This is a genomic window from Collinsella sp. AM33-4BH, from assembly GCF_003469205.1.
GTDB lineage: Bacteria > Actinomycetota > Coriobacteriia > Coriobacteriales > Coriobacteriaceae > Collinsella.
This window is the reverse complement of the sequence record NZ_QSIN01000001.1, coordinates 240,953-262,770: the sequence shown is the minus strand read 5'-3', so window position 1 is coordinate 262,770 and position 21,818 is coordinate 240,953. Positions and strand designations below refer to the sequence as shown.

Below are 21,818 nucleotides of genomic sequence, written 5' to 3'. Positions count from 1 at the left end.
GAGGTCGTCCATGAATCAGGTGGAGCAGAGCGTTGCCGAGTATGTCGACGAGGTTTGGGAAGATGTCGTCGCCGATATCGAGCGTCTGGTGAGCTATCCGTCCGTGGCGGTTTCTGCCAATGCGGAGCCCGGCGCGCCGTTTGGCCGTCCAGTCCGTGACGCGCTCGATTGCGCGCTCGGCATTGCGCAAAAGCTCGGCTACCAGACGAGCGACGACGAGGGTTATGTGGGCATTGCCGATATCCCTGGCCGCGGCGACAAGCAGCTCGCGACCATTTGCCATGTGGACGTGGTGCCCGCAGGCCCCGGCTGGAACACCGACCCGTTTGCGATGGAGCGTCGCGAGGGCTGGCTGCTCGGCCGCGGCGTTATCGACGACAAGGGTCCTGCCGTGCTGTCGCTCTACGCCGGCGCCTATCTGCTCAAGCACGGTATTACCCCGCGCTACACCTTCCGCGCGCTGCTGGGCTGCGATGAGGAGGTGGGCATGTCCGACGTTCACCATTATCTGGAGAACCACGCAGACCCCGACTTTTTGTTTACACCCGATGCCGAGTTCCCGGTCTGTAATGCCGAGAAGGGCCAGTTTGGGGCGACGTTTGTGAGTTCCAAGATCGACGGCGGGCGCATTGTGTCCTGGAGCGGTGCCGAGGCGAGCAACGCCATTCCGTCGCAGTCTATCTGCGAGCTTGCGATTGCCGCCGATGAACTGCCGGCGCCCGTTGAGAATGCCGGCCGCCTGGAGATCACGGCGCTCGATAACGGGCATGCGCAGATTTTTGCCCACGGCATTGGCGGTCATGCCTCGATGCCCGAGGGAACGATCAATGCCGTCGGCCTCATCGTGGCGTATCTGCGCGAGGCCGAGGATGCGTTTGGTGCCCGTGACGAGCGCCTGCTGACGCCTGCCGAGCACGAGTTCGTCAAGTTCCTGGCCTTTGTGCATGCGGATGCCTATGGCCGCGGCCTGGGTATCGATGCGACGAACGCGGCGTTTGGCCCGCTCACGTGCAACCCCGGCGTCATCCGCGTGGTGGATGGCCACATTGAGCAGGTCATTGACGTGCGTTTCCCCGACAGCACGAGCGCCGATACCATCCGCGAGCAGCTCGAGCCACTTGTGGGCCGCTTTGGCGTGACGTATCGCGTGGATCGCGCAAAGGTGCCGTTCTCGGTCTCTGCCGACGATCCGGCTGTGAAGGCGCTTATCGATACCTATAACGAGTTTACGGGCAAGCATGTCGAGCCCTTCGCCATGGGCGGTGGCACGTACGCACGCAACTTTGCCCGCGCCGTCTCGTTTGGCCCCGAGGAGACCGGCCTGGAGCTGCCCCCATGGGGCGGCCAGATGCACGGCCCCAACGAGTGCGCCAACGAAGAGCAGCTCAAGCAGGCGCTCAAGATTTATATCGTCGCAATCCTGCGCTTGAACGAGCTGGAGCTTTAAGGTTACGCGAACGCCAGGGTGACAACCTGTCTTTCGAAGAGGACGGCATGACCAGAAGGTCTATGCCGTCCTCTTTCTGAAAATGATCCCTTGGGGACGGAGGAAAACGGATCATTTGGTGTAAAAGGCGGGTCATGCTTGTCGGCGGGATTGTTATTCGTTTGTAAAGCCCTGCCGCGCTTGCGGTAAGGGTCTATCAGATGCCCGTAATAAAGCGCAGCTGACGCGGGCGCTGCCCGATCGAGACCGTATCTTTCCAAACAGCAAAGCGGGCAGGGTGCCCGCGAGTCGCTTGTATGAAAGGAAGATCATGCTCGATCAGGCTTATTCTCGTCGTCAGTTCCTCGGCCTCGCTGGTGGTCTCGCCAGCATCGTGGGCCTCGGCCTCGTTGGTTGCGGCGGCGCAGGCGCTTCCGACGCCGCCGACAAGGGTAGCGCCGCTGCCGCCGAGTCCGTCTCCGGTGAGGTGACCTACGACGGTGCCTCCTCGTTCCAGGCTCTCGTCGAGGCCGCTGCCGAGAAGTTCATGGATGCCAATCCGGACGTCTCCGTCTCCGGTTCGGGTAACGGTTCGGGTAAGGGCCTGACCGCTGTCGCCGCCGGCACCGTCACCATCGGTAACTCTGACGTCTTCGCCGAGACCAAGCTCGAGGCCGATCAGGTCAAGAACCTCGTCGACCACGAGGTCGCCGTCGTGGGCATGGGCCCCGTCGTCTCCAAGAACGTTACGGTCGACGACCTGTCCCTCGAGCAGCTCAAGGGCATCTTCTCCGGCCAGATCACCAACTGGAAGGAGGTCGGTGGCGACGACGCCACCATCGTCGTCCTCAACCGCAAGGCCGGCTCCGGTACCCGCGCCACCTTTGAGGCTGCCGTCTTTGGCGACGAGGCCAACGACTTTAAGGGCGACGCCGAGCTCGACAAGTCCGGCGACGTCCAGACCCAGATGGCCAGCACCGACAACGCCATCTCCTACCTCGACTTCTCGCACTTCGACGACTCCAAGTTCAACGCCATCAAGGTCGAGGGCGTCGAGCCCAAGAGCGCAAACGTTACCGACGACTCCTTTAAGATCTGGGCGACCGAGCACATGTACTGCTCCAAGGACGCCGACGAGGCCACCACGGCCTTCCTGGAGTTCATGCTTTCCGACGACGTCCAGGGCAAGCTCGTCGAGGAGCAGGGCTTTATCCCAGTCTCTGCCATGAAGGTCGTCAAGGACGCCAGCGGCAAGGTATCCGCTAAATAAGTAATCGCCCCGGAAAGGTTTGCAATGGCAAAACAGCTGCCAAAGCGCGACCTTGAGAACGTGGGCCTGGGCGTCACGGGCGCGTGCGTAGCGCTCGTGACGCTTGTCGTTGCCGCGCTCATCTTTATGGTCGCCCAAAAGGGCCTCTCGGCTTTTCTCAAGGACGGCGTCTCGGTCGTAGAGTTCTTCGCCGGCACCAAGTGGGATCTGGCCAACACAGCCGAAAACGGCCTGCCCTACACCGGCGCCCTGCCCCTGATCGTCACCTCGTTTGCGGTCATGGTGCTCTCCACGCTCATCGCGCTGCCCATCGCCATCGGCTCTGCCATCTTTGCGGTCGAGATCCAGCCTAAGTTTGGCTCCAAGGTCTTTCAGCCGCTTATTGAGCTTTTGACCGGCATTCCCTCGGTCGTCTTTGGCCTGATCGGTTTTCACGTGGTCGTCGGCCTTATGAAGAGCGTTCTCCACGTGAGCACAGGCCTGGGCATCTTGCCCGGCGCCATCGTGCTGGCCGTCATGATCCTGCCGACCATGACCACGCTTTCGGTCGATGGCCTGCGTGCCGTGCCCGACAGCTACCGTCAGGGTTCGCTCGCGCTGGGCTACACCCGCTGGCAGACCATCTGGCACGTGGTGCTCAAGAGCGCCATGTCCTCGCTCATGACCGCGGTCATCCTTGGCATGACCCGCGCCTTTGGCGAGACGCTCGCCGTGCGCATGGTTATCGGCGGTATCGAGGCCATGCCGACGTCGCTGCTGTCGCCGGCCTCCACCATCACCACCACGCTCACCACGTCCATGGCGGTCTATGCCGAGGGCTCGGCCCAGGACGACGTCCTGTGGGCGCTCGGTCTTCTGCTGATGGGCATGAGCCTCATCTTTATCCTGATCATCCATCTCATTGGCCGCAAGGGGGCGAAGGCTCGTGGCTAGCACGCGCATCCATATCGACGAGGCGAGACTCGGGCGTGTCCAAAGGCAGGACCGCATCGCCACGGGCGTGCTGACGGCGATCGTCGCCATCGTCATGCTCATCGTCGTCTCCATGGTGGCCTACATCCTGTTCGAGGGCATCTCGACGCTGTTCCAGCCGGGCTTCCTCACGCAGCCTGCGCGCGCCAACGGAACCCAGGGCGGCGTGCTCTACCAGCTGTTCGACTCGTTCTACCTGCTGCTGATCACTCTAGTCATCTCGGTGCCCATCAGCCTGGGCGGAGCGGTCTTCCTGGTTGAGTACGCGCCGAACGGCCCTATCCGCGACATCGCCTCCACCGCTATCGAGACCTTGTCCTCGTTGCCTTCCATCGTCGTCGGCATGTTCGGCTTTCTGGTGTTCTCGGTGCAGCTGGGCTGGAAGTACTCCATCATCTCCGGCGCCGTCGCGCTCACCATGTTCAACATCCCCATCCTGGTGCGCGTGATTCAGCAGGCGCTCGAGGACGTGCCGCAGGCCCAGCGCGATGCGTGCCTGGCCATGGGCCTCACTCGCTGGGAGGCCACACTGCACATCCTGATTCCCGAGGCCATGCCCGCCATCGTGACCGGCATCGTGCTTTCGGCCGGCCGCGTGTTTGGCGAGGCCGCGGCGCTGCTCTTTACCTCGGGCATGAGCTCGCCGGTTCGTCTGAACTTCTTGAGCTTTAACCTGTCGAGCCCCACCTGCGCCTGGAACGTGTTCCGTCCCGGCGAGTCGCTGGCCGTGCACATCTACAAGATCTATGGCGAGGGCAGCCCCGAGGCCCAGCAGATCGTCTGGGGCACCGCGGCACTGCTGATGATCTGCGTGCTGCTGTTTAACGTAATCGCCCGTATCGTGGGCAAGCAACTGGCAAGGAAGATGACGGCCGAATGAGCGAGATGAATGCAACGCCCGCAACCGAGGCGGCCACGTCCGAGACCCAGGACTTTCTGTCGAGCGTGGGGGAGAGCGAGAGGCGCGTGCGCGTGAGCGGCAAGGCCGTGAGCGACGAGGTCGTGCTCTCCGCCAAGGACGTCAACGTGTACTATGGCGACCACCATGCGCTGCACAATACGTCGCTCGACTTCCACAAGGGTGAGATCACGGCGCTCATCGGGCCTTCGGGCTGCGGCAAGTCGACCTTCTTGCGTAGCCTCAACCTGATGAATCGCGAGATTCGCCGCTGTCGCGTGGAGGGCGAGATCAACTACCGCGGGCGCAACGTGAACACCAAGACCGAGAACACGTACGAGCTGCGTCGCTCCATCGGCATGGTGTTCCAGCAGCCCAACCCCTTCCGCAAGTCCATTCGCGACAACATCACGTTTGCGCCCAAGCGCCACGGCATCACCGACCGTGACGAGCTCGACCGCATGGTCGAGGAGAGCCTGCGCGGCGCGGCGCTGTGGGACGAGGTCAAGGACAAGCTCGACAAGAGCGCCTACGCGCTTTCGGGCGGTCAGCAGCAGCGCCTGTGCATCGCGCGCACGCTGGCGCTCAACCCCGACGTGATCTTGTTTGACGAGCCCTGCTCGGCGCTTGACCCCATCTCGACGCTGGCGATCGAGGACCTGATGTCGTCGATCGTGGCCGACCGCGCCATCGTCATCGTGACGCACAACATGGAGCAGGCGTCGCGTGTGTCCAACCGCACGGCGTTCTTCTACATGGGCGATATGGTCGAGTACGACGAGACCGACGAGATTTTCCAGCGGCCCAAGGATAAGCGGCTGAATGATTACCTCACCGGCATGTTCTCCTAGTCCGGAACATGCTTGAGGCCCGCGGCGGCCACGGTCGCCACGGGACTGATTGGAGAGGCGGGTCATCTCTTGCGGGAGATGGCCCGCTTTTTTGTGTCGTGTGCGCCCCGCCTTTTCGCTGCTATCATGGACAACGTTGAATTTCTACGAAGGAGCAGGGCATATGGCGATTCTTTTGGGATGCGATTCCATCAGCCTAGAGTTTCCCACCAAGCATATTTTCGATAGCGTGACGCTCGGCGTGGGCGAGGGCGACCGCATTGGTATTGTCGGTAAAAACGGCGACGGCAAGTCGACGCTGCTGAGCGTGCTCGCCGGCACGCTGGAGCCCGATGACGGACGCGTGACGCACCGCCGCGGCACCACGATCGGTCTACTCGGCCAAAAGGATCAGCTTGTCGACACCGATACCGTGCATCATGCCGTTGTGGGCGACACGCCCGAGTACGAGTGGGCGTCGAGCCCCCGTACGCGCCAGATCCTCGCCGGCCTCATTAGCGATGTGCCCTGGGAGGGCATGGTAGGCGAGCTCTCGGGCGGTCAGCGCCGCCGCGTGGACCTCGCGCGCCTGCTGATCGGCGACTATGACGTGCTCATGCTCGATGAGCCCACCAACCACCTGGACATGCGCACCATCAACTGGCTTGCGCGTCACTTAAAGGCCCGCTGGCAGCGCGGCCAGGGCGCCATGCTCGTGGTCACGCACGACCGCTGGTTCTTGGACGAGGTCTGCACCAGCATGTGGGAGGTCCACGACGGCCAGGTCGATCCCTTCGAGGGCGGCTACTCGGCATATATCCTGCAGCGCGTGGAGCGCGACCGCATGGCCGCCGTTACCGAGGAGCGCCGTCGCAACATGGCGCGCAAGGAGCTCGCGTGGCTGAGCCGCGGCGCCCAGGCGCGTTCCACCAAGCCCAAGTTTCGCGTTGAGGCTGCTCGCGAGCTGATCGCCGACGTACCGCCCGTGCGTGACGAGCTGGAGCTCAAGCGCCTTGCCGTGAGCCGCCTAGGCAAGCAGGTCATCGATGTCATCGACGTGGATGCCGGCTATGCGGATACCGATGGTGCGCCCAAGCAGGTGCTCACCGATGTGACCTGGCTCATCGGCGCGGGCGACCGCTATGGTCTTTTGGGCGAGAACGGCGCCGGCAAGTCGACCTTGCTCGACGTGATCCAGGGCAAGATTGAGCCCACGCGCGGCCGTGTGAAGATTGGCCAGACGGTGCGCTTTGGCGTTCTGTCGCAGCAGCTCGAGGAACTCGAGCCCTACATGGGTGACACGATCCGCGAGGTGCTCGGCAACTATAAGAAGTACTACGTCATCGACGGCAAGGAGACTTCGCCCGAGAAACTTTGCGAGCGCCTGGGCTTTACGACACAGCAGCTCTGGAGTCGCATCGGCGATCTTTCGGGCGGCCAGCGCCGTCGCCTGTCGCTGCTGCTGACGATCCTGGACGAGCCCAACGTGCTTATCCTGGACGAGCCCGGCAACGACCTGGATACCGATATGCTGGCGATTGTCGAGGACCTGCTCGACGGCTGGCCCGGCACGCTGATTCTGGTGACGCACGACCGCTTTTTGATGGAGCGCGTGACTGACCAGCAGTGGGCGCTGCTCGATGGCCATCTGACGCATATGCCTGGCGGCGTCGACCAGTACCTGCGCCTGTGCAACGCCACCGCCGAGGGCGAGCCCGTGGGTGCACCGAGCGCCAAGACCGGCACGTTTGACACCGGTGCCGCGGCGGCTGCGGCCGAAAAGCCCAAGTCGAGCGGCCAGCCCAATGGCCTTTCCAACGCCGAACGCCAGAAGCTTCGCCGCGAGGTGAGCTCGCTCGAGCGCAAAATGGAGACGCAGCGCGCCCGCGTGGAGGAGGCCGAGGCCGCGATGGCTCAGGTCGACCCCACCAACTACACGGCGCTGGGCGAGCAGCAGACAAAGATCGACGAGGCCCACGCCGCCATGGACGAGTTGGAGATGGCGTGGCTCGAGGCGAGCGAGAGGCTCGAGGGCGAGGAGTAGGCGAGGATGATCAAGGCCGCGTTTTTCGATATCGACGGCACGTTGCTGAGCTTTAAGACCCATCGGATTCCGGCGTCGGCGCAGCAGGTGCTCGACAGCTTTCATGAGCAGGGGATTGCGTGCGTGATCGCCACGGGTCGCCCGACCTATCAGATGCCCGATTGGCTGTTCGAATTGGGTTGGGATGCGTACATTACGCTCTCGGGCCAGCACTGCTTTGATGCCGAGGGGGTTTACCGCAGCTGCCCGATCGATCCGGACGACGTTGCGGTGATCGTGGACCAGGTGGCGCAGGGACGCTACGACTCGCTGTGTATGCAGGGCGAGAACTCGTTTGTGAACCGCCTGTCCGAGCGCGTGGTGACGGCCGGCAACAACGCGGGGATCGTCTACCACGAGGAACCGTTTGAGCGCGCCTTTGACGCACCGGTCTACCAGTTCTGCGCCTTTGTGGACCCGGCCGACGAGCATATCGTGACCGATGCGGTGTCGCATTCGCTCACTACGCGCTGGTGCGATCTGTTCTGCGACATTATTCCGGCAAACGGCGGCAAGGACCTGGGTGTGGCGGCGACGCTGGAGCGCCTGGGCATCGACGCGAGCGAGGCGATTGCCTTTGGCGACGGCGAGAACGACCTGTCGATGTTCTCGGCCGTGGGCACAAGTGTGGCAATGGGCAACGCGCAGGCGACCGTGAAGGCCGCAGCGACCTACGTAACGACCGCCGTGGATGACGACGGCATCTACAACGCCGCGAAGCACTTTGGCCTCGTGTAGCTGCGACCCGGCACTTGGGGACGCTCCTTATCTGCCGGCAGCTGGGGACACTCCTTGCGGGGCGTTCCCATTTTGTTTTCGTCCCGCACGTTTTGTGAAACGCGGCTAACTTTTTGGTCAATGCAGTAAGACATGGTCAACTTTTGCGGTAAAGTAAGCCAAGGAAAGTATCAGAAGGCTAACTAGCAATCATCGCGAAAGGCGGCCCATGGCCCTACGTGAATCCGGAGAAGACTATCTCGAATCGATCTACGTTCTGTCGCAGCGCCAAGGCACGGTGCGCTCAATCGACGTCGCCGAATACCTGGGCGTGACCAAGGCGAGCGTTTCCAAGGCCATGGCGACGCTGGAAAGCAACGGCTATGTCGAAATGGGCAAGCGCGACGTTCATCTGACGGAGCGTGGTCTGGAGGTCGCTCGCCAAATGTGGGAGCGCCACTGCTTTTTTGTGGGGCTGCTCGAGGACGCAGGCGTTTCGGCAGAGGTTGCCTCGCAAGAGGGCTGCCACATGGAGCACTGCCTAAGCGAGGAAAGCTTTGAGAAGCTAAGGGCAATGCTGGGCCGGGACGGCGACCGGGATCAGTAACCCCATCAACCAAGTCTAACTCAGCCAAGGAACCCCGCCAGCAAGCGATGCCCAAGAACCACCGGCGATGTTGCCGCAGGTCCCGGCAGGGATGTCCCCTCCAAAACATTCCGCAGGCAAGTGGCCCCGTTGTCTATAGCCCCGTAGGAGCAGGACAACGGGGCCACATTTGCCGAGGACGTTTTGGAGGGGACATCCCTGCCGGGACCGTCCGAGTACAAGCTACAGGTTCTTGACACCCATCGCGCGCATGGCGTTCAGGATGGCGATGATCGCCACGCCTACGTCGCCAAAGACGGCAAGCCACATATTGGCGATACCCAGCGCTGCCAGCACAAGGATCAGCAGCTTAATGCCCAGCGCAAAGATTATGTTCTGCCAAACAATCGACATGGTCTTGCGCGCCACGCGGATCGCGCGGGAAATGTTGGACGGCTTGTCGTCCATCAGCACCACGTCGGCGGCCTCGATCGCGGCGTCGGAGCCCATGGCGCCCATGGCAATGCCCACATCGGCGCGCGTAAGCACAGGCGCGTCGTTGATACCGTCGCCGACAAAGGCGAGCTTGCCCTTGCCACTTTCGGCCGCGAGTAGTGCCTCAACGCGCTCGACCTTGTCGCCCGGCAGGAGCTGCGCGTGGAACTCGTCGAGACCGAGTTGCTTGGCCACAGACGCTGCAACCTCCTCGCGGTCGCCCGTGAGCATGACGGTGCGGTTGATACCGGCGGCATGCAGGTCGCGAATCGTTTGCTCCGCATCGGCCTTAACGGTGTCTGCAATCACGATGTGGCCGGCGTACACGCCGTCAACGAGCACGTGGAGGATCGTGCCGACAACCTCGCAGTCCGGTGCTTCAACGCCGGCCGCGCCGAGCATCTTGGCGTTGCCAACGACGACGTGCTTGCCGTCGATGGTTGCCGTCACGCCGTGGCCCGCGTCGTTGGCGGAGTCGCTCACGCGCTTGGGGTCGACCTCGCCCTGGTAGGCGTCGCGCACGGACTGCGCGATGGGGTGATCGGAGAACGACTCAGCAAGGGCTACGACTTCGAGCAGCGACTGCTCGGTATAGCCAGCCTCGGGGTGCACCGCGACGACTGAGAACGTGCCGTTGGTGAGGGTGCCCGTTTTGTCGAAGACGATGGTGTCCACGTCGGCGAGCGTCTCGAGGTAGTTGGAGCCCTTGATGAGAACGCCCAGCTTGGACGCGCCGCCGATGCCGCCAAAGAAACTCAACGGTACGCTGATCACGAGGGCGCACGGGCAGCTGACGACCAGGAAGGTCAGGCCGCGCAGGATCCAATCGGACCAAGCGCCAGTCACCAGGCCGCCGCCAAGCGCGAGCACCGCGGCAGCGCCAGTGACGGCGGGGGTGTAGACGCGGGCAAAGCGCGTGATGAAGTTCTCGGTGCGCGCCTTCTTTTCGCTGGCATTCTCCACGAGCTCCAGAACACGCGCGACGGTTGACTCGCCAAAGGGCTTGGTGGTGCGCACGTGGATGAGGCCCGTCATGTTGATGCAACCGCTGATGATATCGTCGCCGGTCTTGGCCGGGCGGGGGACCGACTCGCCCGTGAGTGCGGCGGTGTCGAGCTGGGTTTCGCCCTCGACGATGACGCCGTCGATAGGCACGCGCTCGCCGGGCTTGACCACGATCACGGTGCCGACGGCGATGTCATCGGGAAAGACCTGTTCGAGTGTGCCGTCGGCTTGCTCGACGTTAGCGTAGTCGGGCGCGATGTTCATCATGGCACTGATCGACTTGCGGCTCTTGCCCACGGCGTATGCCTGGAACAACTCGCCGACCTGGTAGAACAGCATGACAGCGGCACCTTCGGCCATGTGCGGGTCGGTGTCGGGGAAGAGCACCATGGCAAACGCGCCGATGGTCGCGACGGCCATGAGGAAGCTCTCGTCGAAGGCCTTGCCGCGGCGGATGTTATTGAATGCCTTTTGCAGTACGTCGTAGCCGGCAATCAAAAACGGCACGAGGAACAGCACAAAGCTGGCGTAGATGTTGCCGGGCTCCCCAAATGCGATAGTGAGGGCGCCGAGCTCGTCGAGGGCATAAACAACGGCAAAAATGCCCAGTGCTACCAGGATGCGGTTGCGCTTATGCTCAAGGGACTCTTTCTTCTTGCGCTTCTTCTTTTTCTTTTTGGGATCGGCGGCTGTCATGATTCAAACCTCTCATTTGAGTTTATGAACACTCGCTCATATAATTTCGCGAGCAAAGGCCGCGGCAAGCGCGGCCTCGCAGGTCAACGTATGCGCGGGTTAGAGAATGATCTCGCAGTCCGGCTCGGCGTCGGCGGTGAACTCAACGACGCGGTCCAGGACCTCGTCGAACTTGGCGTCGTCGGCCTCGAGCGTCAGCTTCTGGGTCATAAAGTTGACCGAAACGGACTTGACGCCCTCGAGCTTGGCAAGTTCGTCCTGAAGCTCGCGCGCGCAGTTGGCGCAATCGATCTCGTCGAGCTTGAACTGCTTTTTCATGGTGGGTTCCTTTCCCTGTGTTAGCGGTCTGGGTGCCGGCCGCGCTGATACCGTGGTTGATTGCTATTCGCAGATATGGCTCATGCCCTGGTTAAGCATGGTGTAGACGTGATCGTCGGCGAGCGAGTAGAGAATGTTGCGGCCGTCGCGGCGGAACTTGACCAGGTGCGACTGCTTAAGCGTGCGCAGCTGGTGCGATACTGCCGACTGCGAGGTTGCGGTCGCTTCGGCGATGTCAGCCACGCAGAGCTCGCGGCCCATGAGGGCATAGAGGATCTTGATGCGTGTGGTGTCGCTGAAGACCTTGAACAGGTCGGCCAGGTCGTACAACAGCTCCTCGTCGGGAAGGTCCTCGGGCGAGCAGGTGGTGGGGACGATCAGCTCGGTGGCCTCGATGCCAGTCTTTGTTTCATCAGCGTGGCTGCTCATTGCAACATCCTTTCATATGAACATGCGCTCATATAACTTACTTCCGATTATATGAGCGCATGTTCATATGTCAATACTATTTACGTTAATTTCGATGACTGCTTGCCGCCTCTGCGATTTTCTGCGGGTTGGGAGACATCGACGCAATGCTCGCCAACATATTTCGAGATGTTCGGCCAGCATGCTAAGAAAGCCACCTTGAGAAGCATTAGAACTGTTCATATTTGTACTTTATCGTGTTAAATACCGCGAGAATCAGTTCTTCCTCTACGGGAGTTCCTGCAGAATCAGTTTTATCTAAAGTTATATTGAGCATTGCTGCAGCCAATCTGGCACATCGGTGGCCGAATAAGTCGAAAAATGTAGGTGGACATCCGCAGAGATCGCCTTTAGAAGAGCGAATTCTCAATTAGATCAATAATCGTGTCGTCTTCCGTGCGGTTTTCATCGATTTTTGCGAACATGTCGCATTCCCAAGGCCCATTGATTTCCTCAGCAAGGGCCCCGACGTGTTGCATGTCGTCGGGTTCTGGCACATCGTTGATGCTCGGGTCATCAGCTTGCGGATATTGGCTTGCAATTTCGCGCTTGGCGGCCTCTTCTTCTTTGAGTGTCTCCAGGACGCGGCGACCGTATTCGAAGTAGCGCCGCAAGACAAATTGACGAAGAGTTTCTTGCAGGATGGCGAAGTTATCCGGGAGTCGACCGGGCCATATCTTCTCGCGAATGCGAATCGCTTCCATGACCCGCCTAAAAGCGGACTGCTTGAAAAACGAATGACGACTAACTGTGATAACGGCATATCCCATGTTTCGCAGCGTGTTTCGGCGTTCCTCGTCAATTGATTGCTGTTCGGGCTCGTCGTGGTAAAAGCCGTTGTATTCGATATCGGTCATCGAATTTTCGAGCAGCGCGTCGAGGTAGAAAACCGTCCGTCGCGTTAGGGCGGCGTATCTTTTGGGGACTGGGATCGGATAGTCCGTTTTGATAGCGCGTATGGCTAAGCCACCCATTGACTTGGGCATTGTCAGCATCATGACAAACGCCGTTTCGAGTGGGGAGCGACAGCCTTCGCGTACATAAGAAAGTGCCTTAAGTGCTTTATTAGATCCACGATACCCCGATGCCTCTGAAAAGAAGGCTCTGAGCTCTTCAACGCTGGTTAGGGCTGGGCGCTCGCGATATTGAGTTTCGTCGGACGTTCCAAGCGCGTAGGAGCCGCAGATTTCAAAGTAATACTCAACGAGCTCCGAAAGGTTGAGGTCGGCTGTTGCTTCTAACGCGCACAGCTTGATGTCGACGATGTAGACGTTCGGCTCGAGTTCTAGGTAGCTTTCTGCATCAAACGTATAGCGCGTGCAGTGGCAGATGCAGCCCTTGCGGTGCCTTTTGGCATTATTGGAAAACGTCAGCACATGGATGCTTTCAGAATCGACATTCTTTCTGTTGAGCCATGCTCGCGCCGCTTCCAGGTTGGACGTGGTCGGCGCAGACACCTTGATCTTTTCCATAGATATGGGATCGGTCGCGTGGCTTGCGAGCGAGTTGACTGTTTGGTATACAGCGCGTGCCGTGGTATGTGACAGAACGATTCCCATACGCGCATGATGGCATAGCGGACGCCATATACGCTCGAAACTTCGGGCAACGGTATTGGGGCGCGGCTTATCTTCTGCGAACGGTGGGTTTTTGAGCTGTCGTATTGAGGGGGGGCAGCTTCGGCTGGGGAGGTTTCTGTCGGCTGCCCCATTTTGGTGAACTTTAGTTGCGGATTCGTAGCTTCTAAGCGTTTTTGCCGACCGCTCAGATGCCTCACCAACATAATTTGAGTTATTCGGCCTTATCCTATACGAATGGTGTGATCGCAACGTCTTATTCGAATTGATTCAGGTAGATTTATAGGGCTTGGTTGTGAAATTGGGGCGACTATAGCGCTCGATTGCGGTTCAAGGGGCCTCGACTAGTGGTTCAGCTGGCCGAACAACTCGAAAAAAGTAGGTGGGCCAATCTGCCGACTATGTGAAGCATGCGTATTTGCTCGTTTTGATTAAAACTAGGGTGCAGCCATAAGACTGCGCCCTAGTTTACTGCGTGCCGGTGCGTCCAGACGGATTGCACTGTGCCTGGCAGGCGCTCCCGCAGATGGATCGGTTATTTCGCAAACAGGTTCTTGAGGTTGAACTCGGCCTGTACCGTGCGGAGCATGAGGTCGGTGTCGTCCAGACCCAGATGCTGCTCGTTGGCGTCGGGCGCGAGGGTGCCGCGACGGCGTGCCCAGTTCTCGAGCGCGGCGGGGGCGGACTCGCGGGGGAGCGAGCGCACGTCGGCGTCCAGGCTGCGGCAGATCTGGCGCGAGTCGATGACGATGATCTTACCCGCGCGGCGTGCCTCGGCGTAACCGTCCAGGTGAATCTTGAACCAGCTGTCCTCAAAGGCGGCGTTATGCGCCATGTACGGGTACTTCTTCATAAGCTTGAGCAGCTGCTTTTGCAGCTCCTTGTTCTCGCGGAAGGGCGTTTTGCCGTCGATGTCGTCCCAGGTAATGTGGTGGATATTCGACAGCGGCACATCTTCGCCGCGGTAGATGTCGGGCAGGCCGCAGTAGTGTGCCTCGGCGTCATGCGGGACGGCGTCGCTGGTGAGCTCCATGATCTCCCAGCCCACGTTGATGATATAGCCGCGCTCGGGTGCACGGCCGGTGGTCTCGATGTCGATACCGAGCACGGTGCCCTGGATGGGCTTGCGGGCGTAGGCCACGCCGAGCGCGTCGCGGTCGCCGCGGATTTCGCGCATAACGGACGCGGCGGTGCGCTTTTGCATCTTGCCGATGGCGGCGCAGGTGTCGGCATCGGACAGGCCGCGCGAGAGCGTCGCGGGCGTCACGTTGCGCAGACGCGCCTCGCCAATCTGGTCGCACAGGTCGCGGTTGCGGTCGGCCAGGTCGCGCACGGTGGCAAAGTCGAAGCCGGGGTCGCCCTCGGCGGTAAAGTACTCGGTCTCGAGCACCTTGAGGGCCTCCTCGCCCTTCTGGCGCTCGGACTCCATGGCGCCGTGGTCGCCGTAGATAAACATGGGGATAAACGGCTGGCGCTCGTATTCGAGTGCTTGCGATACGTTCATATGCTACTCCTTGGACGGGCCGCGTTGTGCGGCTCGAGGTTACTGAGTTATGGCGAGATGATAGTTTACCATAGGCAACTATTGGCACCGCGCCCGGGACAACTACAATACCCTAGTTGACCGCTAGGACTTTTACAATGCTGCCGAAAGACACGAAAGGTTCCATCCGTCATGGATTTACTGATTGATATTCTGCTCGACGCCGGCAAGGACACGCTGTCGCTGGTGCCGTTTTTGTTGGTGACGTATCTGGCCCTCGAGACCCTGGAGCACGTCGCGGGCGACCGCGTTAACGGCGCCATCAAGCGCGCCGGTGCCGCGGGCCCCGTGGTTGGCTCGTTGTTGGGCATGGTGCCGCAGTGCGGATTTTCGGCCATGGCAGCAACGCTGTACGCCGGCCGTGTCGTGACGCTGGGCACGCTGGTCGCCGTGTTCCTCTCGACCTCCGATGAGATGCTGCCGCTGTTGCTCGCCGAGCAGGTGCCCGTGCAGACCATGGCGATGTTTTTGGCTTCGAAGGCACTGATCGCGCTGGTCACGGGCTTTATCGTGGACGCGGCTATCCGCGGCCTTCGTCGTAATGCCCGCGCGCATGCGGCGATTCGCCGTACCGTGCTGGGGACCGCTGCCAATCCGGCTCATGTGAACTGCGCGCACGACGACCATACCGGGGGCGACATCATTGATGAAGTGGCCGAGGCGGGCGTGAGCGCCGACCACATCCACGAGTTGTGCGAGCGCGACCATTGCGGTTGCGATGATGATGAAGATGAACACGAGCGCGACCACGGACACAGCCATGACCACGGTCACGCAGGCGAGCATGAGCACCACCACGGCCATGGGCACGACCACGGTCACTCCCACGAAGGTGCGCCCGTCCTGTCGATTATCCGCAGCGCGATCTCGCACACCGTGCAGGTTTCGGTTTTTATTTTCCTGGTGACGCTGATTCTAGTTGCCGTGCTCGAGACCTTCGGAGAGTCCGCGATCGAGCAGTTCCTGCGTGGCAACGAGACGCTCGCCGTCTTGGGCTCGGCACTCGTCGGCCTGATCCCCAACTGCTCGGCCAGCGTGGTCATTACGCAGCTGTACCTGGAGGGCGCGCTACAGCTGGCGCCGATGCTCGCCGGCACGCTCATTTCCGCCGGCGTGGGCTATCTTGTCCTGTTCCGCACCAACCGCAGCGCTCGTGAAAACACCGTGTTCCTGGTCATGATGTACGTCATCGGCGCCGGCTGGGGCCTTATCCTATCCGCCTTCGGCCTCTAAGTAGGCCTAAAAAATGGGCTTCAAATAGCCATGCTCGGCGCCTGCGCAATGCGGCGACGCATGGCATTTTGAAGCCCGTTTTTTGTTGAGCCATGGATTCCGAGCGCTCACACCGCTCAAAAAAAAAGGTAGATTTCCGGGCATGTCCCGAAAATCTACCTTGGTTAGCGCAACAGCTCGGTGAGGTTGCGCTTAAAGCGGGCCCGGTCTTCGCTGGTAAATGCCGCCGGACCGCGAGTGCGACCGCCGGCGCGGCGCACCTTCTTTTCCTCGTGGCGAATAAACAGTTGCATGTCGATGGTCGCCTTATCGTAGACGCGCCCGCGCACGCCGATGGCGGCGGCATAGCGCCCGAGCACCATGCTCGCCAAGCCAATGTCCTGCGTCACGACTACGTCGCCCGCCTGCAGGCGTTCGACAATGGCAAAGTCGGCGCTGTCGGCGCCCACGCTCACATCGAGCGTCGTGACCCAAAATCCGCGTCGCGCATGCTCGACGTCGCGCGGATCGTCGCGGCGAATGTGGCGTTCCAGGTTCTGTGTGCTGTTGCCGGCGATAACGACGGCGACGCCCGCCCGCCGCGCGCAGTCAATCGACTCGCGCGTGACCGGGCAGGCGTCTGCATCAATAAAGAGCGTTCGCGGCATCTAGTGCACCAGTTTGCCAAATTGAATAGCGCGAACAATCAGCGTTACGCCAAACACCAGCAGTGCGGCGCCGCTAAAGATGACGAGCATCTTGGCCGACCACAGCGGATAGATAAACACGAACATGCCGGCGATGATGGAGAGCGCGCCGCTCAGGATGGCGAGGGCACGGTTGGACGAAAGCTCGGACTCCAGAATGGACATGACACCTTCGACGATCCAGCCAAAGCCGGCCACGATAACCACCATCGTGGTGAGCGTCGCGGTCGAGAAGGCCTGGTTGCGCAGGATTATGACGCCGCCCAAGATAATGAGTAGGTTGGAGATGATGCTCGTCACGCGCCAGCCGGTGGGCAGCAGTGGCTCGAAAACAGCGGTAAACAGCCTGATCGCGGCCGTGATCACAAAGTAGAAGCCCAAGACGGTCGTTAGGAAGACGAGGGACTTGGCGGGCGCAAACAGCAGTGCGATGCCGGCGACGAGCGCCAAGACGCCCGTGATGGCGTAAATCCAGCGCACGGCCTTGACGGCCTTGCCTGCCATGCTTTTCTCGTCAAATCCAAACTGACTCGATTTTTGGTCATCGTTCTTAAAGATGCCCATAATGTCTCCTTTCCGTGCGGTGTAAGCCTTGATCGTTACAACCAGTAACGCTTAAAGGCGCTAGCGTATGGGTCGGGGAGGGCGAAACGTAACCCAAAGGTCCCGAATTGTTTCCGTTGTTCCCCACGTCGCGATTTTCTATTCAACAGGTGTAGAACATTGCAGCCCTGTTCGTTATTGCCCACGTTTTAGGTTAGATTTTCCTAAGGACAATTGGCTTGTATTGGGGGTCCCTATGAACGAAGCAGTTCCCGAGGCACCGTCGAGTGTCGAATCGATGGCAAAGCAAGGTTGCGAAAAGCTCGGTCTGGAAGCGTTTGATGCGCTGGTCCGTCGTGCCCGTACGTGCCGTCGCTTTGACGAGTCCATGCGCGTGCCGCGCGAGTTTTTGCTTGAGCTGGCGGAACTGGCGCACCTGGCTCCCTGCGGCGCCAATGCTCAGCGTCTGCGTTTTCATGTGGTGAGCGGTGCCGAGGACTGCGCGCGCGTATTTGATGAGCTTGCATGGGCCGGCGCGCTTAAGGACTGGCCGGGTCCTGCCGAGGGCGAGCGCCCGACCGGCTATATCGCGATTTTGGCCGAGCGCGCCGTTCCGGGCAAGCCTGCCGCTCCCATTACCGAGGTCGACACGGGCATTGCCGCGCAGACGATGATGCTCGCCGCCCGCAGCGCCACGCCCGAGGTGTCAGCCTGCATGTTCAAGGCCTTTACGCCCCGCGCGATCGATGCCATGGGGCTCGATAACGACAAGTATGAGCTCAAGCTGATCATGGCGTTTGGCGTTCCGGCCGAGACACAGGTGATCGATGCGATCGATTCCAATCCCGACGGCTCCATCAATTATTGGCGCGACGAGGCGCGGGTGCACCACGTACCCAAGCGTTCGCTCGCCGACGTGCTGGTGTAGTTGAGTGTCACCGCGGTGTGATCCGGCGGTAAACCACCACAAAGGTACCCGTCCCCTTTGTGGTGGTACGAGGGGAGGGTGTGTGGCAGATCTGTATTTGGTGCGGCATGGGCAGACTGAGCTCAATGTGCAGAGCATTTTGCAGGGCTGGCACGATTCGCCGCTTACGGCGCGCGGGCGCGAGCAGGCGCTGACGGCGCGTACGGCGTTTGCGGCGCGTGGCGTGGCCTTTGATCATGTGTATTCCTCGCCGTTAGGCCGGGCGCGGCATACGGCCGAGCTTATCGTTGGCGAGGGCCGTTCCATTGAGCTGGTCGATGACCTGCGTGAGTGGCATTTTGGCTCGCTGGAGGGCACATCAAATCGCGAGATGCCGCCGCAGCCCTGGGGCGATTATCCTGTTGCCTTTGGCGGCGAGTCGGAAGTGCAGCTTCAGTCGCGCATGGTCGCGGCGCTGTCCCGTATTATGGCCAGGCCGCAGCACGACTGCGTGCTGGCGGTTTCCCATGGCTCAGCCTGCCAGGAGTTTCTTGAGTATGTGACTGGCGGGGGAGAGCTGCCCGACAACGGTGCCGTGCTTCATTTTGGCTATTGCGACGGGGCGTTTTCGCTTTTGGGTTGGTAACGAACGAAAGGACCCCTATGAATAAAGATCTGTATCTGGTCCGTCATGGACAGACGATATTCAACCTTAAGCGTATCATTCAGGGGTGGAGTGATTCGCCGCTTACGCAGTTGGGTTGCGACCAGGCGGCGCGCGCCGGCATGTTTTTACGTGCGCGCGGCATTGAGCCCGATCATGCCTACACCTCCACGCTTCATCGCACCGAGCAGACTATCGCCAACTTGTGGCCGGGCTTGGCGTACGAGCGCCTGGACGGCCTGCGTGAGTGGTTCTTTGGCGACTTTGAGGCCGAGCGCGTGATGCTCATGCCCGAGCGCCCGTGGCGCGATTTCTATCGTCAATTTGGCGGCGAGGGCCAGATCCAGGTGCGCACGCGCATGGTGGCGACGCTGACCGATCTTATGCAGCGTCCGGACCATACGTGCGTGCTCGCGGTAAGTCATGGCTCAGCTATCAAGGAGTTTTTGGACCACGTGCGGGGCGCGGCGGCCGACGAGCGCGAACGCGTGCCGGGCAACTGCTCAGTGCTGCATTTTGCGTTTGACGATGCGGCCGATACGTTTGAACTGGTCGAAGTCTTTACGCAGGAAGACTACGCGCGCGAGCTGGGGCTAGAGCCGCTCGTGGCGGCGGCAGGTCCGCAGCGTGGATGACGCTGACGTTGCGGCCCGGTTTACCGGCGTAATTGTTTGATGCGAAAAGGGCGGAGGTGCATGCGTTTGCTGCATCTCCGCCCCTTGTTTGTTTGGATGCTGGGTTTTCCAGCTTAGCGTTTGAGTTCGCTAGAACCGTGAGACCTGGTGAGTGAGCAGACCCGTCGGAACCTGCGGCGCGCTGCCGCTGACCTGCGCGGCGGGGAACAGCACGGCTACAGCAAAGTTGAACGGCTCTTTGCCAGAGTAGGCGCCGGCAGCGCGGGCCTCGTCGGCCAGAATCTGCGATGCCCCAGCCAGTGCGGCGACATAGGCGGAGTCACCGGCGAACACCGGGTCGGGCGCCTGATCGAGCATGGCACGGATGGCGGCAACGGCGTCCTCGCGCTTGACCTCCCACACGCGATGTGTGACGCCCGCGGGATCGGTGACGGCGTAGAGCGATGCGCCCTCTTTGGCAGCGCTCAAAATGATATCCATGACGGGCGACGCCTCGTAGGCGAGCGACACGGGGCGCGGCTGCACCTTGAGCTCGGCGATCGCGCGCGCGGTGGCGAGTGCGTCGATGCTCTCGGCGGCAGCCTCGTCGCCGCCCGTCAGCACGTTAACCGGGCAAATCGCCACGACACCCGTCACGCGTCCCGGCTCACCCGAGCATTCGTACACGTAATACGCCGCGCCTGGATCCTTGAGCATCAGACCATCGGCAATGGCTCCGCGCAGAGCATCGTTGCCGCTCAGGATGCTGCCCATTGCAGGCAGTGCCTCGAGCACGCGGTCCTGAGCCGGGCGGATGCAGGGAAACGGAAGTGCTTTCATGGGGCGGTCCTAACGCACGAGTCGGTTTGTTCGCGGCTTATTATGCCCCAACTTGGCCGCTCGCGTCCCAGAGCACGTTATCGGCGAGCGCGATTAGCACCTGCTGACAACGAACGATGTCGGCGTGGGGCACATATTCGTTGGGCTTGTGCGCGAGCGCGAGCGACCCGGGACCGTAGCTCATGCAATTGCGGTTACCTGTCTTGCCGGCAATGACGGCGGTGTCGGTGTAGCCGGTAAAGAAGCCGACGGTCGTGTCCGCGTCCGTCACGTCATCGGCGGCACGCTTGAGCGCTGCTAGAAGGGGAGAGTTCGGGTCGCGCTCGATGGCGGGGCGGTCGCCCGTCACGGTGTAGCTGCCATGGCAACCGGGAACGGCGGCTTCGGCGACGGCGATGGCATGCTCGACCATATTGATTGCGGCGGCCGTATCGGTCGGCGGGGTCAGGCGCATGTCGACCCAGACCTTGGCGTGGTCGGGCACGACATAGGGGCGATAGCCGCCCTCGATCTGTCCAAATGTGACGGTCGAAGGCCCCAGGTCATCATGTACGGGCAGCGCCGCGAACGCACGGCGCAGCGCACAGACGACCTCGGCCATGGCGGCGACGGCGTCGGCGCCCTTCCACGGCTGGCTCACATGCGCTGTGACGCCGGCCATGTCGATCTCGAACCACGTGCGCCCCTTGTGCGCCACCTGAATCTGTCCGTCGGTGGGCTCGGTATCCAGCACCCATTCGCGCGAGCCGACCCAGTCGGCGTCGATGGCCGCCTCGGAGCCGCGCATAAAGTCCTCCTCGTCAACCGAGCAAATGAGCGAAAAGCCGCGGTGGGGAAGTGCGCCCTTCGCCGCAATACGCTCAAACGTGTGAATAAGTGCGGCAATGGCGCAGGCCAGACCGCCCTTCATGTCGCAGGCGCCGCGGCCATAGAGCTTGTCGTCCCGCACGGTCGCCCCGAGCGGCGGTATGTCTGCGTCCCAGCCATCTCCCAGGGTGACGGTATCCATGTGGCAGATGTAGACGAGCCGCGCCTCGTCGCTCGCGTCCGGCACGGTAATCATAAGGTTGCGGCGCCCGGGGAGCACTTCGAGCTCCTCAATCCGCACAGCATCGAGCGCAGGACTATCAAGCTGCGCTAGCTGCTGCTCAATGAGCCTCTTAATGAAGTGCTCAATCTCGCCCTCATATGCGCCGGGGTCTGAGCTGTCAATCTTTACAAGGTCCTGCGCAAGCCGCCAGGCAAAGTCCTCATCAACCATATGCAACCTCACAATCAGTTTGCTTTCCAAACCGATTGTAAGCCTCCCGAGAGATTCACGACGTGCAAGTAGCAGTATTTACCGTTCGCAGGCCGAGCCATCGCGTTTGTCGTCTGGGCGGGCTCACAAACGACGTACTGGGTACGTACTCTTCATGGACGACATGCTGTGCGACATATCAGCCTT

The 21,818-nt window shown here is 61.2% G+C and carries 21 protein-coding genes; 12 read left to right on the top strand and 9 right to left on the bottom strand.

The annotated features are described in order from the left end of the window. Positions 1 to 10 precede the first annotated feature (10 nt). From DW821_RS01175 to DW821_RS01140, 8 genes are all read left to right on the top strand, one after another. Positions 11 to 1,447, top strand: a complete 1,437-nt coding sequence (locus DW821_RS01175) for a M20 family metallopeptidase (protein ID WP_118065089.1) — start codon at positions 11 to 13, stop codon at positions 1,445 to 1,447. Positions 1,448 to 1,757: 310 nt separating this feature from the next. After that, on the top strand, positions 1,758 to 2,696 hold the full coding sequence (locus DW821_RS01170) for a phosphate ABC transporter substrate-binding protein (RefSeq protein WP_117637295.1): 939 nt from the start codon (positions 1,758 to 1,760) through the stop codon (positions 2,694 to 2,696). Positions 2,697 to 2,720: 24 nt separating this feature from the next. Further along, complete coding sequence (pstC, locus tag DW821_RS01165) at positions 2,721 to 3,629, top strand: phosphate ABC transporter permease subunit PstC (RefSeq protein ID WP_117637294.1); 909 nt, start codon at positions 2,721 to 2,723, stop codon at positions 3,627 to 3,629. After that, positions 3,622 to 4,548, top strand: a complete 927-nt coding sequence (gene pstA, locus DW821_RS01160) for a phosphate ABC transporter permease PstA (RefSeq protein ID WP_199410568.1) — start codon at positions 3,622 to 3,624, stop codon at positions 4,546 to 4,548. The genes pstC and pstA overlap by 8 nt, the downstream gene beginning before the upstream one ends. Beyond that, entirely contained in the window at positions 4,545 to 5,417 is an 873-nt protein-coding gene (gene pstB / locus DW821_RS01155; protein ID WP_117634962.1) for a phosphate ABC transporter ATP-binding protein PstB, read from the top strand. Before pstA ends, pstB begins: the two co-directional genes overlap by 4 nt. Positions 5,418 to 5,580: 163 nt before the next feature. Then, positions 5,581 to 7,440, top strand: coding sequence for an ABC-F family ATP-binding cassette domain-containing protein (locus DW821_RS01150; protein ID WP_118065087.1), 1,860 nt, complete (start codon positions 5,581 to 5,583; stop codon positions 7,438 to 7,440). 6 nt (positions 7,441 to 7,446) lie between these two features. After that, positions 7,447 to 8,217, top strand: a complete 771-nt coding sequence (locus tag DW821_RS01145; RefSeq protein WP_118065085.1) for a Cof-type HAD-IIB family hydrolase — start codon at positions 7,447 to 7,449, stop codon at positions 8,215 to 8,217. A 208-nt stretch (positions 8,218 to 8,425) separates the two neighbouring features. Further along, positions 8,426 to 8,803: a metal-dependent transcriptional regulator gene (locus DW821_RS01140; RefSeq protein WP_118065083.1), complete on the top strand. Its 378-nt coding sequence runs from the start codon at positions 8,426 to 8,428 to the stop codon at positions 8,801 to 8,803. Positions 8,804 to 9,025: 222 nt separating this feature from the next. On the opposite strand, the gene DW821_RS01135 is transcribed toward DW821_RS01140, so the two are convergent. From DW821_RS01135 to DW821_RS01115, 5 genes are all read right to left on the bottom strand, one after another. Then, positions 9,026 to 10,978 (bottom strand): heavy metal translocating P-type ATPase, encoded by a 1,953-nt coding sequence (locus DW821_RS01135; protein WP_199410653.1) that lies wholly within the window; start codon positions 10,976 to 10,978, stop codon positions 9,026 to 9,028. Between the two features lie 99 nt (positions 10,979 to 11,077). Next, a complete protein-coding gene (locus DW821_RS01130) occupies positions 11,078 to 11,296 on the bottom strand; it encodes a cation transporter (protein ID WP_089572082.1) in 219 nt (72 codons plus the stop codon). Positions 11,297 to 11,359: 63 nt separating this feature from the next. Beyond that, positions 11,360 to 11,725, bottom strand: coding sequence for a helix-turn-helix transcriptional regulator (locus DW821_RS01125; protein ID WP_117637779.1), 366 nt, complete (start codon positions 11,723 to 11,725; stop codon positions 11,360 to 11,362). Positions 11,726 to 12,114: 389 nt separating this feature from the next. Beyond that, complete coding sequence (locus DW821_RS01120) at positions 12,115 to 13,236, bottom strand: hypothetical protein (protein ID WP_118094647.1); 1,122 nt, start codon at positions 13,234 to 13,236, stop codon at positions 12,115 to 12,117. Positions 13,237 to 13,876: 640 nt separating this feature from the next. Continuing rightward, positions 13,877 to 14,845: a 3'-5' exonuclease gene (locus DW821_RS01115; protein ID WP_117766893.1), complete on the bottom strand. Its 969-nt coding sequence runs from the start codon at positions 14,843 to 14,845 to the stop codon at positions 13,877 to 13,879. Positions 14,846 to 15,016: 171 nt separating this feature from the next. Between DW821_RS01115 and DW821_RS01110 the strand changes: the two genes are divergently transcribed. Continuing rightward, entirely contained in the window at positions 15,017 to 16,117 is a 1,101-nt protein-coding gene (locus tag DW821_RS01110; protein ID WP_118065081.1) for a putative manganese transporter, read from the top strand. 164 nt (positions 16,118 to 16,281) lie between these two features. Here the strand turns inward: DW821_RS01110 and DW821_RS01105 are convergent, their stop codons facing one another. Together DW821_RS01105 and DW821_RS01100 are read right to left on the bottom strand one after the other, a co-directional pair. Continuing rightward, entirely contained in the window at positions 16,282 to 16,764 is a 483-nt protein-coding gene (locus DW821_RS01105; RefSeq protein WP_118065079.1) for a DUF188 domain-containing protein, read from the bottom strand. Further along, a complete protein-coding gene (locus DW821_RS01100) occupies positions 16,765 to 17,367 on the bottom strand; it encodes an HdeD family acid-resistance protein (RefSeq protein WP_035137275.1) in 603 nt (200 codons plus the stop codon). A 235-nt stretch (positions 17,368 to 17,602) separates the two neighbouring features. Between DW821_RS01100 and DW821_RS01095 the strand changes: the two genes are divergently transcribed. The 3 genes from DW821_RS01095 (at position 17,603) to DW821_RS01085 (ending at position 19,552) form a co-directional block, all read left to right on the top strand. Beyond that, positions 17,603 to 18,274, top strand: a complete 672-nt coding sequence (locus DW821_RS01095; protein ID WP_199410655.1) for a nitroreductase family protein — start codon at positions 17,603 to 17,605, stop codon at positions 18,272 to 18,274. Positions 18,275 to 18,356: 82 nt separating this feature from the next. After that, positions 18,357 to 18,899 carry a histidine phosphatase family protein gene (locus DW821_RS01090; protein ID WP_055252053.1) on the top strand — a complete coding sequence of 181 codons (543 nt, stop codon included), beginning with the start codon at positions 18,357 to 18,359 and terminating at the stop codon, positions 18,897 to 18,899. A gap of 17 nt (positions 18,900 to 18,916) precedes the next feature. Continuing rightward, on the top strand, positions 18,917 to 19,552 hold the full coding sequence (locus DW821_RS01085) for a histidine phosphatase family protein (RefSeq protein ID WP_117563979.1): 636 nt from the start codon (positions 18,917 to 18,919) through the stop codon (positions 19,550 to 19,552). A gap of 129 nt (positions 19,553 to 19,681) precedes the next feature. Here DW821_RS01085 and DW821_RS01080 read toward each other — a convergent pair whose 3' ends face one another. Both DW821_RS01080 and DW821_RS01075 read right to left on the bottom strand, forming a co-directional pair. Next, positions 19,682 to 20,371 carry a DUF1015 family protein gene (locus DW821_RS01080; protein WP_117637782.1) on the bottom strand — a complete coding sequence of 230 codons (690 nt, stop codon included), beginning with the start codon at positions 20,369 to 20,371 and terminating at the stop codon, positions 19,682 to 19,684. Positions 20,372 to 20,411: 40 nt separating this feature from the next. After that, complete coding sequence (locus DW821_RS01075; RefSeq protein ID WP_118065077.1) at positions 20,412 to 21,632, bottom strand: M20 family metallopeptidase; 1,221 nt, start codon at positions 21,630 to 21,632, stop codon at positions 20,412 to 20,414. Between the last annotated feature and the right edge of the window lie 186 nt (positions 21,633 to 21,818).